Source organism: Paracoccus sp. (in: a-proteobacteria), assembly GCF_035556475.1.
Lineage (GTDB): Bacteria > Pseudomonadota > Alphaproteobacteria > Rhodobacterales > Rhodobacteraceae > Paracoccus.
In genome coordinates, this window is the sequence record NZ_DATMFA010000007.1 from 14712 (window position 1) to 29792 (window position 15081).

Annotated in this window: 15 protein-coding genes; 8 read left to right on the top strand and 7 right to left on the bottom strand. The window is 66.9% G+C overall.

The window, feature by feature from the left end:
* Positions 1 to 4 precede the first annotated feature (4 nt).
* Both ruvA and ruvC read right to left on the bottom strand, forming a co-directional pair.
* The gene (gene ruvA, locus VNQ78_RS00590; protein WP_325685500.1) at positions 5 to 685 is read right to left on the bottom strand and encodes a Holliday junction branch migration protein RuvA; all 681 of its coding nucleotides are present in this window, start codon (positions 683 to 685) and stop codon (positions 5 to 7) included.
* Positions 686 to 695: 10 nt separating this feature from the next.
* Positions 696 to 1190 carry a crossover junction endodeoxyribonuclease RuvC gene (gene ruvC, locus VNQ78_RS00595; RefSeq protein WP_325685501.1) on the bottom strand — a complete coding sequence of 165 codons (495 nt, stop codon included), beginning with the start codon at positions 1188 to 1190 and terminating at the stop codon, positions 696 to 698.
* Between the two features lie 126 nt (positions 1191 to 1316).
* On the opposite strand from ruvC, the gene VNQ78_RS00600 reads away from it, so the two are divergent.
* The 7 genes from VNQ78_RS00600 to VNQ78_RS00630 all read left to right on the top strand — a co-directional run bounded on the left by VNQ78_RS00600 (position 1317) and on the right by VNQ78_RS00630 (position 7954).
* Positions 1317 to 4160, top strand: a complete 2844-nt coding sequence (locus tag VNQ78_RS00600) for a monovalent cation/H+ antiporter subunit A (RefSeq protein ID WP_325685502.1) — start codon at positions 1317 to 1319, stop codon at positions 4158 to 4160.
* Positions 4160 to 4543, top strand: coding sequence for a Na+/H+ antiporter subunit C (locus tag VNQ78_RS00605; RefSeq protein ID WP_325685503.1), 384 nt, complete (start codon positions 4160 to 4162; stop codon positions 4541 to 4543). Before VNQ78_RS00600 ends, VNQ78_RS00605 begins: the two co-directional genes overlap by 1 nt.
* Positions 4540 to 6132 (top strand): monovalent cation/H+ antiporter subunit D, encoded by a 1593-nt coding sequence (locus VNQ78_RS00610; RefSeq protein ID WP_325685505.1) that lies wholly within the window; start codon positions 4540 to 4542, stop codon positions 6130 to 6132. Before VNQ78_RS00605 ends, VNQ78_RS00610 begins: the two co-directional genes overlap by 4 nt.
* The gene (locus VNQ78_RS00615; RefSeq protein WP_325685507.1) at positions 6129 to 6620 is read left to right on the top strand and encodes a Na+/H+ antiporter subunit E; all 492 of its coding nucleotides are present in this window, start codon (positions 6129 to 6131) and stop codon (positions 6618 to 6620) included. The genes VNQ78_RS00610 and VNQ78_RS00615 overlap by 4 nt, the downstream gene beginning before the upstream one ends.
* Positions 6617 to 6886, top strand: a complete 270-nt coding sequence (locus VNQ78_RS00620) for a K+/H+ antiporter subunit F (protein WP_325685509.1) — start codon at positions 6617 to 6619, stop codon at positions 6884 to 6886. The genes VNQ78_RS00615 and VNQ78_RS00620 overlap by 4 nt, the downstream gene beginning before the upstream one ends.
* 15 nt (positions 6887 to 6901) lie before the next feature.
* The gene (locus tag VNQ78_RS00625; protein WP_414694029.1) at positions 6902 to 7273 is read left to right on the top strand and encodes a Na+/H+ antiporter subunit G; all 372 of its coding nucleotides are present in this window, start codon (positions 6902 to 6904) and stop codon (positions 7271 to 7273) included.
* 96 nt (positions 7274 to 7369) lie between these two features.
* Positions 7370 to 7954, top strand: coding sequence for a CAP domain-containing protein (locus VNQ78_RS00630; RefSeq protein ID WP_325685513.1), 585 nt, complete (start codon positions 7370 to 7372; stop codon positions 7952 to 7954).
* A 62-nt stretch (positions 7955 to 8016) separates the two neighbouring features.
* Here VNQ78_RS00630 and dapA read toward each other — a convergent pair whose 3' ends face one another.
* Positions 8017 to 8892 (bottom strand): 4-hydroxy-tetrahydrodipicolinate synthase, encoded by an 876-nt coding sequence (dapA, locus tag VNQ78_RS00635; RefSeq protein WP_325685515.1) that lies wholly within the window; start codon positions 8890 to 8892, stop codon positions 8017 to 8019.
* A 106-nt stretch (positions 8893 to 8998) separates the two neighbouring features.
* On the opposite strand from dapA, the gene VNQ78_RS00640 reads away from it, so the two are divergent.
* The gene (locus VNQ78_RS00640; protein ID WP_325685517.1) at positions 8999 to 11176 is read left to right on the top strand and encodes a lytic transglycosylase domain-containing protein; all 2178 of its coding nucleotides are present in this window, start codon (positions 8999 to 9001) and stop codon (positions 11174 to 11176) included.
* On the opposite strand, the gene VNQ78_RS00645 is transcribed toward VNQ78_RS00640, so the two are convergent.
* From VNQ78_RS00645 to VNQ78_RS00660, 4 genes are all read right to left on the bottom strand, one after another.
* Positions 11130 to 12083: a DMT family transporter gene (locus tag VNQ78_RS00645; RefSeq protein WP_325685519.1), complete on the bottom strand. Its 954-nt coding sequence runs from the start codon at positions 12081 to 12083 to the stop codon at positions 11130 to 11132. The two genes, VNQ78_RS00640 and VNQ78_RS00645, sit on opposite strands and share 47 nt — an antisense overlap.
* 59 nt (positions 12084 to 12142) lie before the next feature.
* Entirely contained in the window at positions 12143 to 12931 is a 789-nt protein-coding gene (locus VNQ78_RS00650; protein ID WP_325685521.1) for an inositol monophosphatase family protein, read from the bottom strand.
* 62 nt (positions 12932 to 12993) lie between these two features.
* Positions 12994 to 13704, bottom strand: a complete 711-nt coding sequence (locus VNQ78_RS00655; RefSeq protein WP_325685523.1) for a GntR family transcriptional regulator — start codon at positions 13702 to 13704, stop codon at positions 12994 to 12996.
* Positions 13701 to 15062 carry a formimidoylglutamate deiminase gene (locus VNQ78_RS00660; protein WP_325685525.1) on the bottom strand — a complete coding sequence of 454 codons (1362 nt, stop codon included), beginning with the start codon at positions 15060 to 15062 and terminating at the stop codon, positions 13701 to 13703. Before VNQ78_RS00660 ends, VNQ78_RS00655 begins: the two co-directional genes overlap by 4 nt.
* Positions 15063 to 15081 lie beyond the last annotated feature (19 nt).

Consider the following 15081-nt stretch of genomic DNA (forward strand, 5'->3'; position numbering starts at 1 on the left):
CGCCTCATTCCTTGGGGGCCAGAAGCTTCAGCGAGGCCCGGATCAGCGCCGCGGTCGAGGCCCCCGGTTCCCGGCCCGAAGCCTCGGCCACGGCGCTTGCCGCCTCGGAAGGAGCATAGCCCAGATTCGACAGCGCAGACAGCGCATCGGCAGTGGCCTGCGCGGCGCCGTTATCGGCGCGCTGCGGGGCCGTGTCCTTGCGGGCGGTGCGCGGCGCCTCGATCACATCGGTCTCGGGCAGGGGGCCGGTATCGACGGTCAGGCTGCCGCCAAGCGCCATGATGGCGGGGGCCTTGTCCTTCAGCTCCATCGCGATGCGCTGCGCGAGCTTCGGCCCGACGCCCGGCGCCTTGCGCAGCGCCGACCAGTCGCCAAGCGCCAAGGCCCGCGACAGCCCCTCGGCCGAGAGTGTGCCGAGGATCGCCAGCGCGACCTTGGCCCCCACCCCCTGCACCGAGATCAGCAGGCGGTGCCACTCTTTCTCAAGCAGGGTCGGAAAGCCGAAAAGCTGCAAGAGGTCTTCGCGCACCAGCAGCTCGGTATAAAGCGCGGTCGCCTGACCGGCGGGCGGCAGGCTTGCGGCGGTGCGTTCGCTGACATGGACGATATAGCCCACGCCGCGCACGTCGATCAGGACATGGTCCTGTGCCCGGTGCAGGATGGTGCCCGCGATACGTCCGATCATCTGCGTTCCCTCATGCCTTGATCTTGATGCGGAGCGCACGGCCCTGCAAGTGGTGGGCGTGGCAGATCGCCACGGCCAGCGCGTCGGCGGCGTCCGGGCCGGCGAGTTCGACCCCCGGCAGCATGAAGCGGACCATGTGCTGGATCTGCTCCTTCGCGGCATGGCCGACCCCGACCACGCTTTTCTTGACCGCGTTCGGGGCATATTCGCCGATCGCGATCCCCGCGCTCGCCGGGGCGAGCAGCGCGATCCCGCGCGCCTGTCCCAGCTTCAGCGTGCCGACAGCATCCTTGTTCACGAAGGTCTGCTCGACCGCGGCGGCATCGGGGGTGTGCTGCGCCAGAACCTCGCAAAGCCCGCGATAGAGGATGGCAAGCCTTGGCCCCAGTTCGCCCGCCTCGGAATGGATGATGCCGTTTCCGAGGTGGCGCAGCCTTGGCCCGTCTACGGCGATGACGCCCCAGCCCATGTTGCGCAATCCCGGATCGATGCCGATAATCTTCATGCCTGTCCCGATTTTTATCCGATCGCTAGCACGAAACGCGAACATCGCCTAGCGGCAAGTTCGTCTTCGGGTTGACATTGCCGGACCGTCTCAAGGACATAAGGGGCGGAGTTGGAAAGAGGATCCATGTCGCCCGCACTCATCGCCGCCCTGCCATTCATCGGCGCATTGCTGCCGGGCCTGCTGATCCGCTCTGGTCGAGACGTTGCCGCGATTTCCTGCGCCACGGCGACGGCTGCGGCGCTGCTGGGCCTCTGCCTGCACATCCCCGCGATCATGGCGGGCGAGGTCGTCACCGCCCGGTTCGAATGGCTGCCCGAACTCGGGCTCAATGCCAATTTCCGCATCGACGGGCTGGGGCTGCTGTTCGGTATCCTGATCCTCGGGATCGGGCTTCTGATCATCACCTATGCGCGCTTCTACCTGTCGCGGCGCGATCCGGCGGGCGTTTTCTATACCTATCTGATGCTGTTCCAGGGCGCGATGATGGGCATCGTGCTGTCCGACAACATCCTGCTTCTGCTGGTGTTCTGGGAGCTGACCTCGCTCTCCTCCTTCCTGCTGATCGGTTATTGGAAGCACCTGCCCGAGGGGCGGCAGGGCGCGCGGATGGCCTTGACCGTGACCGGGATGGGCGGCCTTGCGATGATCGGGGGCATGATGATCCTCGGGAATATCGCGGGCAGCTATGACATCTCGGACATCCTGAATGCGCGCGAGGCGATTCAGGCCAGCCCGCTCTATTTGCCGGCCTTGCTGCTGATCCTGCTGGGCGCCTTCACCAAATCGGCGCAGTTCCCGTTCCATTTCTGGCTGCCGCACGCCATGGCCGCGCCGACGCCGGTTTCGGCCTATCTGCATTCCGCGACCATGGTGAAGGCGGGGCTGTTCCTGATGGCGCGGCTGTGGCCGGTGCTGTCGGGGACGCCGGAATGGTTCTACATCGTCGCGACGACCGGCCTTGTCACCATGGTCATGGCGGCGTGGATCGGGTTCTTCCGCGATGATCTGAAATCGCTCCTCGCCTTCTCGACCGTGTCGCATCTGGGCCTGATCACCATGCTGCTGGGCTTCGGGACCGAGGCGGGGGCGGTCGCGGCGGTGTTCCACATCATCAACCACGCGACCTTCAAGGCCGCGCTGTTCATGACGGCGGGGATCATCGACCACGAGGCCGGGACACGCTCGATCGCGCGGCTTGGCGGGCTGCGCAGGCTGATGCCTATTACCTTCGTGATCGGCACCATCGCCGCGCTGTCGATGGCCGGGGTCGCGCCGCTGAACGGCTTTCTCTCGAAAGAGATGATGCTGGAATCGGCGACCCATGCGACATGGGCCGGGAATGGTAGCCTGATCTTCGTCATGGCGACGATCGGCGCGATCTTCTCGGTCGGCTATTCGCTGCGCTTCGTCTGGCAGGTCTTCTTCGGGCCTGAGCGGCGCGACTATCCCCACAAACCGCACGACCCCGGTTTCGGAATGTGGGTCGGACCCGCGATCCTTGTCGTGCTGGTGGTGCTGATCGGTCTTTTCCCCAATCTTCTGGCGGGTTGGCTGGTCGATGCCTCGGCCGCGGCGGTCACGCAGGGCGCGCCCCATCCGCATCTGGCGCTGTGGCACGGCTTCACCCTGCCGCTGCTTTTGTCCTGCATCGCGCTGGTCGGAGGGGTGGTGGCGCTGGCGAGCTATCCCCGCTTCGTCGCGCTGCGCGAGGCCTTCCCGCGCCCCGATGCCAAGGTGATGTTCGATGGCCTGACGGATTGGTCGCTGCGCGTCTCCCACCGGCTGACCGACCGCTTCACCAATGGCTCGATGGCGCGCGCCTTTGCCGCCTTCTCGCTGACCGTGCTGCTTTGCGGCGGCTGGGCCTTCTCGACCGGCGGCTATAGCGGCGCGACCCGGCCCATGCTGCCGGTCTCGGCCGTGGCGCTGATCGGCTGGGTGCTGCTGATGGTCGCAACCGCCTGCATGGTCGCGTTCCACCGCCACCGCCTCTTGGCGCTGGTGCTGGTCGGGATCATCGGGCTGATCGTCTCGGGCAGCTTCGTCTTTCTTTCCGCGCCGGACCTTGCGCTGACCCAGATCTCGGTCGAGGTGGTCACGGTCGTCCTGCTGCTGCTGGCGCTGAACTTCCTGCCCAAGCACACCATTCGCGAAAGCCGTGACGGCAAGCGGGGCTTCGACGCCTTCATCGCCGCACTGACCGGCCTTGGTTTCGGCGCGCTGGCCTATGTCATCATGCGCAGCGACTTCGCGCTGCCGTCGATCTCGGGCTACATGGTCGAGAACAGCCACAGGCTTGGCGGGGGCGACAATATCGTCAACGTGATCCTGGTCGATTTCCGGGGCTATGACACTTTCGGCGAGATCACCGTCCTCGGCATCGCCGCCCTCACCATCTTTGCCCTGACCCAGACGCTGTTGCTGGGCGCCAGCGGGCGCAGGCTGCGCGAGTGGGTCTATGACACGCGCCGGGCCGGTGCGCGCCATCCGCTGCTGCTGGTGGTGATCACCCGGATCATCCTGCCCATGTCGCTGGTCGTCGGTCTGTATATCTTCCTGCGCGGGCACAACATGCCGGGCGGCGGCTTCATCGCCGGCCTCGTCGTCGCGATCGCGCTGGTCTCGCAATACATGGCCTCGGGCTATGTCTGGGCGCAGGAGCGTAACCGCGTGCCCTATCACGGCCTGATCGGGGCAGGGGTGATCGCGGCCGGCGCGACCGGGATCGGCGCGTGGTTCGCGGGGATGCCCTTCCTGACCTCGACCTATGGCTATGTGAAGCTGCCGGGGATCGAGAAGTTCGAACTGGCCTCGGCCATGGGCTTCGATCTTGGCGTGTTCCTCTGCGTCCTTGGCGCGGTGATGCTGGCGCTGGATTCGCTGTCGCGCATCGCGCGGCAGGCGGGCGAGACGGTGAACGCCAACCCCATGGATATCGACCCAAGACAAGCCGAAGGAGGCCGCTGATGGAGCTTCTGCTATCAAGCGCGATAGGGATGCTGACCGCGGCCGGAATCTATCTGATCCTGCGCCGCCGGACCTTTGCCGTGGTGCTTGGCACCACCATGCTCAGCTATGCGATCAACCTGTTCCTGTTCTCGACCGGGCGTCTGGTCGTCAACCAGCCGCCGATCCTGGCCGATGGCGTGACCTCATACACCGATCCGCTGCCGCAGGCGCTGGTGCTGACGGCGATCGTGATTTCCTTCGGGATGACGGCGGTGACGGTGATGATGGCGCTTGGCGCCTTCCTCGAAGGGGGGGACGACCGGGTCGACATGCCGCGCGCCGACCGTGAGCCGGAAGCCGCCCTTGCGCCTGCGGGCGAAACCCCGGAACGCCGCGCATGAACCACATCCTGATTGCCCCCGTCATCCTTCCGGCGGTCATTGGCGCGCTCATCATCCTGTGGATGCGGACCGACCTGCTGCTGCAGCGCGTCTTCTCGATCGCGGGCACGGCATCGCTGCTGGCCGTCGCGCTTTACCTCTGCTGGCTGGCCAGCTCGGGCGAGGTTCTAGTCTACCGTTTGGGGAACTGGGCCGCGCCCTTCGGGATCGTGCTGATGCTCGACCGGCTCTCGGCGCTGATGGTCGCGCTGACGGCGGTGCTGGCGCTGGTCGTCCAGCTTTACGCCTTCGGCTCGGGTTGGGACCGCAAGGGCTGGCATTTCCACGCGCTGTGGCAATTCCAGCTGATGGGCGTCTGTGGCGCCTTCCTGACCGGCGACGCCTTCAACCTGTTCGTGTTCTTCGAGATCCTGCTGATCGCGAGCTACGGGCTGATGATCCATGGCGGCGGGCCGATGCGGCTGCGCGCGGGCGTGCAATACATCGCCTACAACCTCGCCGGCTCGACGCTGTTTCTTGCCGCGCTGGGGGTTCTTTACGCGGTGACCGGCACGCTCAACATGGCGGATATGGCGGCGCGGGTCGCGGTGATGCCGGCCGAGGATACGGCGCTTTTGCGCACCGGCGCGGTGCTGCTGATGCTGGTCTTTGCGGTCAAGGCCTCGCTGGTGCCGCTGCATTTCTGGCTACCTTCGACCTATGCCAACGCGCCGGGGCCGGTGGCGGCGCTGTTCGCGATCATGACCAAGGTGGGCGTCTACGGGATCATCCGCTTCTACACGCTGGTCTTTCCGCAGGACACGGTGATCGAGTCGGTGGTGATGGACCTGCTTCTGCCCGCCGCGCTGTTCACGCTGGCGATCGGGCAGATCGGTATCCTCGGCACGCGCAACCTCGGGCGGCTGGCGGCCTTCGCCGCGGTCGGCTCGGTCGGGACGCTGATGATCGCGGTGTCGCAATTTACCCCGCAGGCGACCGCGGCGGCGGTCTATTACATGATCCATTCGACCCTTGCGGTCGCGGCTTTGTTCCTGATCATCGACATGATCGGGGCGCGGCGCGGCGATCTGTGGCTGAGGCTCGACGCGGTGATGCCGGGGAACGGGTTGATTGCCGCCATGTTCTTCGCGACCGCCATCGCCGTCGTTGGGATGCCGCCGTTTTCGGGCTTCATCGGCAAGCTTCTGGTTCTCGACGCGACGCGGGGCACGCCCGAGGTGGTGTGGATCTGGGGGGCGGTCCTCATCTCGTCGCTGGTGGCGATCTATGGGATGACGCGCGCTGGTTCGCTGGTGTTCTGGAAATCCTACGAGCTGGAGGGCAAGCCCGCCGCGATCCTGCCCCACGCGCCGACGCGGCCGGGCCGGATCCCGACCAAGCTTGAACCGGACGAACATATCCAGGATCTGGGCGACGCCGCCTCGCCCGCGCTGGCGGCGGTGTCGGTGGGCGCGCTGCTGGCCGGGATCGTTGCGCTGACGATCTTTTCCGGGCCGGTGATGCGCTTTGCCGACCAGACCGCGGCGCAGCTTCACGATCCGGCGCGCTATCTCGGCGCGGTGCTGGAAAATCAGGAGGGCACGAAATGATCCGGCGCCTTCTGCCCCATCCCTATCTTTCGGTCACGCTGGCGCTGGTCTGGATGCTGCTGGTCAACCGCTGGGCCGTCGGCTCGCTGGTCTTTGCGGCCATTATCGGGGTCGTTATCCCGCTGATGACCGGGCCTTACTGGCCGGACAGCGCGCGGTTCAGGTCGCCCCTGCGGATCGTCGGCTATCTGCTGGTCGTGCTGCTCGACATCGTGAAGGCCAACTTCGCGGTGGCGCGGATCGTGCTTTTCATGCCGCGCCGGTCCTTGATGCCCGCCTGGATCGTGATCCCGATGGACCTGCGCCAGCCCGAGGCCATCACGGCATTGGCGGCGACCATCACCCTGACCCCCGGCACGCTGACCTGCGATCTCTCTGATGACGGCCATGCCCTGCTGGTCCATTGCCTGCACGCGCCCGATCCGCAATCGGTCGTCGAGGAGATCAAGACCCGCTACGAGGCCCGCCTGAAGGAGATCTTCGAATGATCGCTTACGCGCTCGGCTTTGCCTATCTCTGCTTCGGGATTGCGATGCTTTTCTGCCTTTACCGGGTCGTGCGCGCCCCCGGTATCGCCGATCGCGTCCTTGCGCTGGACACGATGACCGTCAATGCCATCGCACTTCTCACCCTGTTCGGGATCGACAAGGGCACCGGCATGTATTTCGAGGCCTCGCTGCTTTTCGCGATGGTCGGTTTCATCTCGACCGTCGCTTACGGGAAATTCATCCTGCGCGGCGACATCATCGAGTAAGGAGGGGCCATGGCTCTGATCGGAGAGATCATCGTTTCGGTGCTGCTGGTCGTCGGCGGCTTCTTCGGCTTTGTCGGCTCCTACGGGCTGGTCAAGTTGCCCGACCCGATGACGCGGCTGCATGCGCCGACCAAGGCGGCGACGCTGGGCGTCGGCGCGGTGCTGCTGGCCTCGCTGATCTGGTTCCCGACCCAGGGCGGGCATCTGACCTGGCACGAATTGCTGATCACGCTGTTTTTGTTCCTGACCGCGCCGGTCACGGGCAATGTCATCGCCAAGGCGAACATGCACATGAACTGGCGCCCGGACGAGATCCCCGCGCCTGCACCCGGTCACAAATGGTCGACCTTCGGCGACCCCGAGCACGAATCCCGGCAGGGCAGGTAAGGGGCTACATCTTCGCAGCTTGATTTTTTCAATTCAGGGTTGTATTCGCGCCCTGCGTCCGCTTTGGCGCCGAGGAAATGCCTGTTGAAGGATCGAATGCGGAAACTTGCCTCCATCGCCATGCTGGCACTTATCGCGGCCTGCGCAGAGCCGCCCATGGCCCAGCAGGAAGGCCTGACTGTCTCCACCAACTCGAACATGCCGAGGGGGATCCAGCGGACCGACGGGCACGGGCCGGTGCTGGTCTCGGTCGCGGGCAGCGCGCTTTGCGGCCCGCTGCCGGCAGCCGAGACGGGCTATGCCCTCAGCCATACCAATGCCGTCCGTAAGCAGGCGGGACTGCCGCCGCTTCAGTTGAACGCCAAGTTGCAGAAGGCGGCGGAATTGCAGGCCTGCGATATGGCGGGCCGGGGCGTGATGGAGCATCGCGGCGCGCGGTCGGCCGGGCCGGGGGCGCGGGTCAAGCAACTGGGCTACCGCCCGCGCATCACCGCCGAGAATATCGCCGCCGGGGCAAGTTCGATCTTTGATCTGAATGGCGCGATGAGGGAATGGACGAGTTCCGCGCGGCATCGGCAGAACATGGTGATCCCCCAGTTGAGGGATATGGGCATCGGCCGGGCGCTGTCGCCGGACGGGCGGGTCGCCTATTGGTCGGTGGTCTATTCCGCCCCGAAGTGACTGGGCGGAAGCCATGAAAAAGGCCGCCCCTGGGCGGCCTTTCCTGTTTCGGAATGCTCCAGTCAGATCAGGCCGGCATGGGCCATGGCCTTGTCGATCGCAACCTTGGTCGCATCGCTCAGGCCCACCAGCGGCAGGCGCACCCGGTCCGAGCAGAGGCCAAGCTTCGACATCGCGTATTTCGCACCGGTGACGCCCGGCTCGAGGAAGATCGCGACATGCAGCGGCATCAGCAGGTCCTGGAATTCCAGCGCGCGGGCATAGTCGCCGGCCAGCGTCGCCTCCTGGAATTCGGCGCAGAGCTTCGGCGCGACATTCGCCGTGACCGAGATGCAACCCGTGCCGCCATGTGCGTTGAAGCCAAGCGCGGTCCCGTCCTCGCCCGAAAGCTGGACGAAATCCGTGCCGCAGGTGATGCGCTGCTGGCTGACCCGCTCAAGCTTGCCGGTCGCGTCCTTGACGCCGATGATGCGCGGCAGCTTCGCCAGCTGGCCCATGGTTTCGGGCGTCATGTCGATGACCGAGCGGCCGGGGATGTTGTAGATGATGATCGGCAGGTCGCTGGCATCATGCAGCGCGGTGTAATGCGCGATCAGGCCCGCCTGCGTCGGCTTGTTGTAATAGGGGGTGACGACCAGCGCCGCGTCGGCGCCCGCCGATTGCGCGTGCTGGATCAGGCCGACCCCCTCGCGGGTCGAGTTCGAGCCGGCGCCGGCGATCACCGGGACGCGCCCGGCGGCAAGGCTCACGACCTCTTCGACCACCCGGCGATGCTCGTCATGGCTCAGGGTCGGGCTTTCGCCGGTGGTGCCGACCGGGACCAGCCCGTGGCTGCCCTCGGCGATATGCCACTCGACCAGCTTCTTCAGCGCCGGGATATCCAGATCCCCTTCGGGGGTGAATGGCGTGACCAGCGCGGGCAGAGAGCCTTTGAACATGACGGTATCCTGAGTTTGAATGTCCGTTGGCCTTACATGCCGCAACGGCGCTTGCCAAGGATGTGAGTTGCGCGTCCCCGCGCTTGCCCGCAGAAAGGAGGCCATGATGTATCCTTTGCGCGACAGGATCCTGCGCTGGTCGCTGGCCATCCTGATGACCGTTGGTCCGATCCCCGCCGCCGCCGAGGATGCGGCTGCGATTGCGCGCGCGCTTGCCGCCTCGGCTGCGCGCGACTGGGATCGCGCCACGGCCGAAGCCGCGCGCTCGGGTCCGATCGGCGCGGCGCTGATCCAGTGGCAGCGCCTGCGCGCGGGGCAGGGGAATTGGCCCGAATATCTGGCCTTCGCCCGCGAACATCGCGACTGGCCGGGGATGGCGCTCCTCTATCGCAGGGGGGACGCGCTTTTGCGGCCCGACCTGCCGCCCGCCGAGATCATCGAATGGTTCGGCGAACGCCGGCCCGAGACGCTGAACGCCGAAAAGGCGCTGATCGCCGCGCTTGCCGCCACCGACCCCAAGGCAGCGGCGGCTGAGATGGCGCGTTTCTGGACCAGCCAGCCCCTCGACGATGCCGACAGCGACAATTTCATCGCCCTGCATGGCGAGGCGCTGACCAAGCTGCATGATGCGCGTCTGGCGAGCCTTCTGGATCAGGGCGAATGGCAGGCGGCGCAAGGCCTGCTGCCGCTGGCCTCGGTTCCCGCGCAAGAGGTCGGTCGCGCCCGGATCGCGTTGCAGGCCGGGCGGGCGGGTGTCGATGCCCTGATCCTTGCCTTGCCCGAGGCGCAGAGGGGGGATGCGGGCCTCGCGCTCGACCGCTTCCGCTGGCGGGCGAAGGCCAAGATGCAGGATCTGGCGCAGGATCTGATACTGGAGCGTTCGACCAGCGCCGAGGCCCTGCGCGATCCCACCGCCTGGGCCGGGCTGCGCGCCGACTATGCCCGCGCCGCGCTGCGCCGGGGCGACTGGGCACTGGCCGAAAAGCTGGCCGCCCCGCATTTCCTGCCCGAGGGGGGCGAGGATTTCATCGACCTCGAATGGATCGCGGGTTTTGCGGCGCTGAAACAGGGCGCGCATGACCGCGCGCTTGGCCATTTCAAGCGGCTGGAGGCCGGGGTCAGCAGCCCGATCTCGCTGGCGCGGGCCTTCTACTGGCAGGGCCGCACCCATGAGGACGCGAAGCAGAAGGACGCCGCCCACGCGGCCTATCTGCACGCGGCAAGCTGGCAGACGGCCTATTACGGGCAGTTGGCCGCCGAGAAGCTGCGCCAGCCGATGCAACCTGCGCTGGCGGCGCCGGGGCTTGCCGCGGACAGCCTGCCGGAGTGGCGGGGCAGCGCGCTGCGGCTGAACCCGGTCTGGCAGGCCGGGGTGTGGCTTCTGGCGGCGGGGGATGCCGATCAGGCGGGGCGCTTCTTCCTGCATCTCGCCGAGACCGCCGAGGCCGAGGATATCGGCCGCATGTCGCGGCTGATGCTGGAGGTGCGCAAGCCCTGGTATGCGCTGCGGCTGGCAAAGGCTGCGGCAGCCAAGGGCGTGATCTATCCCGCCGCCTATTTCCCGCTGACCGGGCTGGAGAACGCGCCGCTGGGACTGCCGCCCGAACTGGTCCTCGCCATCGCCCGGCGTGAGAGCGAGTTCAACCACACCGTATCCTCGCATGTGGGCGCGCTGGGGCTGATGCAGGTCATGCCCGATACCGCGCGCGCCATGGCCCGCAAGCTGGGCGAGCCTTTCGACCAGCGCCGCCTGACCCGCGACGCGGCTTATAACGCCCGGCTGGGCGCGGCCTATCTTGCCGGGCTGCGCGAGCGGTTCGGGATCTCGATCGCGCTGGTCAGCGCGGGCTATAATGCCGGTCCGGGGCGTCCGGCGCGCTGGATCGACGATTTCGGCGACCTGCGGCGGGCGGCGGATCCGGTCGACTGGGTCGAGATGATCCCCTTTGACGAGACCCGGAACTATGTCATGCGCGTGGCCGAGGCGCTGCCGATCTATCGCGCGCGGATCATGGGGAAACCCGCCCCGATCGTGCCGAGCTTCGACCTGACCGGCGGCGGGTTGATGCCGGTGCCGCCGCAGCCGCCGATCCGGCTGGCTTTCTCGGCAAGGCCGCCGATGTCGGGCCGGGCGCTTATCCATATGGCGGCGGGTGGGGTCTTGGCCGAAGTCGTGCCCGCGCCGCCGGTGATCGAGGAGGCGAATGCCGCGGCAAGCCTTCCGGCTGCGGCCACCGTCAGCCCCGAACGTCCCGCTCGCGCAGGCGAGACCGCCACCAGGTGAAGAGGCCCGCGCCGACGACGATCGCGGCGCCAATGGCGACATTCGGGGCCAGCGTCTCGCCAAAGATCACCACGCCGAAGATGCTGACCCAGACAAGCTGGGTATAGGAGAAGGGTTGCAGCGCGGAGGCCTCGGCCATCTCATAGGCCTTGATCAGCAGCATGTGCCCCACCGCCCCGCAGATGCAGAGGATCAGGAGCCATGGCAGGTCGGAGGTCGCGATCGGCTCCCACTCGCGAATGCCGATCAGCGTCATCGCGGCCGCGCCACCGATCGCCGTCCAGAAGAAGCTGACCATCGCGCCGTCGTCGCGCGCGACCAGCCGCGTCAGCAGCCCGTAAAGCGCGAACATCCCGGCGGCGAGGAAGGGCAGCGCCGCCTCGGCGGTAAAGACCCCGCTGCCGGGTTTCAGCACGATCAGGATGCCGCAGAAGCCGACGCCCACCGCCACCCAGCGCCGCCAGCCGACCTTCTCGCCAAGAATCGGCCCGGAAAAGGCCGAGATCAGCAGCGGATAGCAGGCAAAGACCGCGTGGGTGTTGATCAGGCCGAGGCGCACGAAAGCCTCGACCGTCACCACCACCTCGAGGGCGAGCAGGACACCGCGAAAGATCTGGGTGAAGGGATGCCGCGTCCGCATCGCGCCCCGGATGCCGCCCGGCGCGCGGGCGCAAAGAACGATGACGAAAGCCACGAAGAACCAGTAGCGCAGCATGATCACGAAGACCGGCGAATAGGCCGTGCCGAGATAGCGCGAGATCCCGTCCTGTGCCCCGAAAATGAACGCCGAGGCGCAGATCAGCATGATCGCCTTTCCCTGCCGGTCGTCGCGGGGCGGGACGGGCGAGGGGGCTACGCGCTCGGGAGACGGGGCCTTGAACGGCCCCGGCTTGCTGTGCTGGGTCATGGCGGGCAATCCTCTGGTATGGAAGGCTTGCGCCCGCCCGCCTGAAAGGTCAACGGGACTTAGTCGCGGCTGCGGATGATTTCCGCAAAGGGTTCGAACAACTGCATGTTGCCTGCGATGATCGAGCCGGATTCGACCGGATTGTCCTCGGACCGGATCGATTCGACGAAACCGCCTGCCTCTTTAACCAGCAGGATGCCGGCGGCCACGTCCCACGACTTGATGCCGCGTTCCCAATAGCCGTCGAAGCGGCCGGTGGCGACATAGGCGAGGTCGAGCGAGGCCGCGCCCCAGCGGCGTACCCCGGCCGTCACCGGCATCAGGCGGCTCAGGTCGCGGATGGTGGCGGGCAGGGTGCCGCGCCCGCCGAAAGGCACGCCGGTCGCGAAGATCGACTCGATCATCTGGCGGCGGCCCGAGACCCGGATACGGCGGTCGTTGAGGAAGGCGCCGTCGCCCTTCTCGGCGGTGAACATCTCGTCCTTGGCGGCGTCGAAGACCACGGCGGCGACGATTTCACCCTTGTGTTCCAACGCGATACTGACCGCCCAATGCGGCAGGCCGTGCAGGAAGTTGGTGGTGCCGTCCAGCGGGTCGACGATCCAGCGGCGGGTCGGATCCTCGCCCGCTTCCTCGCCGGTCTCCTCGCCGATCCAGCCATAGTTCGGGCGGGCGCCGCGCAGCTCCTCCTTGATGATCCGCTCGGCCTCGCGGTCGGCACGGCTGACGAAATCGCCGGCGCCCTTGACGCTGACCTGAAGGTTCTCGACCTCGCGGAAGTCTTTCACGAGGCTGCGGCCCGCCTTGCGCGCGGCCTTGATCATGATGTTGAGATTGGCGCTGGCCATGGCTTTTCCTTTTTGGGATTGGCAAGGCTATTAGACAAAGGCCCGCAAAAAGTGAAGCCAGACTAGGGGCTGGCCGTCAGGGAATAGCCGGGACGGAACGCCAGCCGCACCGAGGTGATCGCGCCAAGGTCGTTCCAGGTCGTCCGCTCGATGATCAGGAGCGCCGTTCCCTGCCGGATTTCCAGCAGTTTCGCGTCGCGGGCATCGGCATTCTCGGCCCGGAACTCGATATCGGCGCGCAGCCATGGAAAATTCCGCACCAGCCATTCGTTCGGATTGATGCGCTGGAAATCGACCTCCTCGACGCCCGGAGCGGCGGTGGGGTTGATCCAGCGATCCTCGATCTGGAAGGGCTTGGCGTCGCCGTAATGGACGGTCTGGAGATGGATCAGCACCCGGCCCTCGGGCAGCGCCATCCGCCGGGCGACATCCTTCGGGGCGGGGCTGTGTTTCAGGGCGACGATGCGGTGGTGATAGGCCATGCCCGCCCCCTCGATCTGCTCGCGCACGATCGGGATGGTCAGCGTGGCCTTGCGGGCGGGGTTCACCGTGACATGGGTTCCCGCCCGGCGCTTGCGGTCCAGCAGCCCCTCTTCGGCCAGCATTTGCAGGGCTTTGTTGACGGTGGCGCGGGCGACGCCGAACTCGATCGCCAGCTCGGCCTCGTCGGGGATGCGGTCGCCCTGCCGCCATTCGCGGTCGACGATCCGTCGCCGGACCTCGGCCACGATGGCCTGCGCTTTCGAGGATGAGGGGGCGGGGCGGTCGGTCACATGCGCTCCTCTACACGGGCGATGGTGGCCAGATAATCGGCGACGATGCCGTCGCGGGCGATGTGGCGGCCGTCCTTGACCACATGCCGTCCCGCCGACCAGACATCGCGGATCAGCCCGTCATGCCCGGCAAAGATCAGGCTGTCCAGCATCTGGTCGCCGCCGCGCCCGAACATCACCGGGTTCGCCAGATCGACGGCGCAGAGATCGGCCCAGAGGCCCTCGAGGATCGCGCCCGTCTCGCGTCCGGCAGCGGTCGCGCCGCCATCCAGCCCCGCCTCGTAGATGACCCGCCCGGTCGAGCGGTCGGGCGTGGCCAGAATCGCCCGGCCACGGTCGCGCAGGCGCTGGCTGTATTCCAGCGTCCGCAACTCCTCGACCAGCGAGATGCGGATATTGCTGTCCGAGCCGAAGCCGAGGCGGCCGCCCGCCTCGGCCCAGATCGTGCCGTTGAAGATGCCGTCGCCAAGGGATGATTCGGTGATCGGGCAGAGGCCGGCGACGGCCCCGGTCGCGGCAAGGCGGCGGGTCTCATCATCGGTCATGTGGGTCAGGTGGATCAGGGTCCAGCGCCGGTCGGGATCGAAATTGTCGAGTAGCCATTCGACCGGGCGGCGGCCATAGGCGGCGCTGATCTCCTCGATCTCGGGGATCTGCTCGGCGAGGTGCATGTGCAGCGGCCGGTCCGGGCGAAGCGCCGCACAGATCCGCAATGCCTCGGGCGAGACGGCGCGCAGGGAATGGGGCGCGACACCGATGCCGCTATCCGCGTCCAGATGTGCCAGCGCGGCCTCCGCCCCTTCCAGCAGGCGCTGGAATTCCTCGGGTGTGGTGCCGAAGCGGTTCTGGCCGGGGGCCAACGGGCGGCGGTCGGTGCCGCCGAACTGGTAATGCACCGGCAGCAGGGTCAGGCCGATTCCGGTCCGGCTGGCAGCGGCACTGATGCGCGCGGCCATCTCGGCGATATTCTCGTAATGCCCGCCGCCGGGGCGGTGGTGCAGATAGTGGAACTCGACATTGGTGGCATAGCCCGCCTCCAGCATCTCCATCTGGACGAGGGCGGCAATCGCCTCGACATCCTCGGGCGTCAGGTGGTCGAGGAAGCGATACATGATCTGCCGCCAGGTCCAGAAGGTGTCGCGCGGCTCCGGCCCCTTCGCCTCGCTGAGGCCGGCCATGGCGCGCTGGAAGGCGTGGCTGTGCAGGTTCGCCATCGCGGGCAGCAGCAGCCCGACCCGATGGCCCGCAGGGGCCGCGCCGGTTTCCACGGTCGCGATGCGGCCCTGATCCAGCGTGACCGATACATTTTCTGCCCAGCCGTCAGGCAGCAAAGCCCGCTCTGCCCAGATCCGAACCATGCTGTTGCCCTTCTTTCTG

Excerpts from the sequence above, each read along its gene's own strand:
- ruvA (WP_325685500.1), bottom strand. The coding sequence starts at position 685 with ATGATCGGACGTATCGCGGGCACCATCCTGCACCGGGCACAGGACCAT.
- ruvC (WP_325685501.1), bottom strand. The coding sequence starts at position 1,190 with ATGAAGATTATCGGCATCGATCCGGGATTGCGCAACATGGGCTGGGGC.
- VNQ78_RS00600 (WP_325685502.1), top strand. The coding sequence starts at position 1,317 with ATGTCGCCCGCACTCATCGCCGCCCTGCCATTCATCGGCGCATTGCTG.
- VNQ78_RS00605 (WP_325685503.1), top strand. The coding sequence starts at position 4,160 with ATGGAGCTTCTGCTATCAAGCGCGATAGGGATGCTGACCGCGGCCGGA.
- VNQ78_RS00610 (WP_325685505.1), top strand. The coding sequence starts at position 4,540 with ATGAACCACATCCTGATTGCCCCCGTCATCCTTCCGGCGGTCATTGGC.
- VNQ78_RS00615 (WP_325685507.1), top strand. The coding sequence starts at position 6,129 with ATGATCCGGCGCCTTCTGCCCCATCCCTATCTTTCGGTCACGCTGGCG.
- VNQ78_RS00620 (WP_325685509.1), top strand. The coding sequence starts at position 6,617 with ATGATCGCTTACGCGCTCGGCTTTGCCTATCTCTGCTTCGGGATTGCG.
- VNQ78_RS00630 (WP_325685513.1), top strand. The coding sequence starts at position 7,370 with ATGCGGAAACTTGCCTCCATCGCCATGCTGGCACTTATCGCGGCCTGC.
- dapA (WP_325685515.1), bottom strand. The coding sequence starts at position 8,892 with ATGTTCAAAGGCTCTCTGCCCGCGCTGGTCACGCCATTCACCCCCGAA.
- VNQ78_RS00640 (WP_325685517.1), top strand. The coding sequence starts at position 8,999 with ATGTATCCTTTGCGCGACAGGATCCTGCGCTGGTCGCTGGCCATCCTG.
- VNQ78_RS00645 (WP_325685519.1), bottom strand. The coding sequence starts at position 12,083 with ATGACCCAGCACAGCAAGCCGGGGCCGTTCAAGGCCCCGTCTCCCGAG.
- VNQ78_RS00650 (WP_325685521.1), bottom strand. The coding sequence starts at position 12,931 with ATGGCCAGCGCCAATCTCAACATCATGATCAAGGCCGCGCGCAAGGCG.
- VNQ78_RS00660 (WP_325685525.1), bottom strand. The coding sequence starts at position 15,062 with ATGGTTCGGATCTGGGCAGAGCGGGCTTTGCTGCCTGACGGCTGGGCA.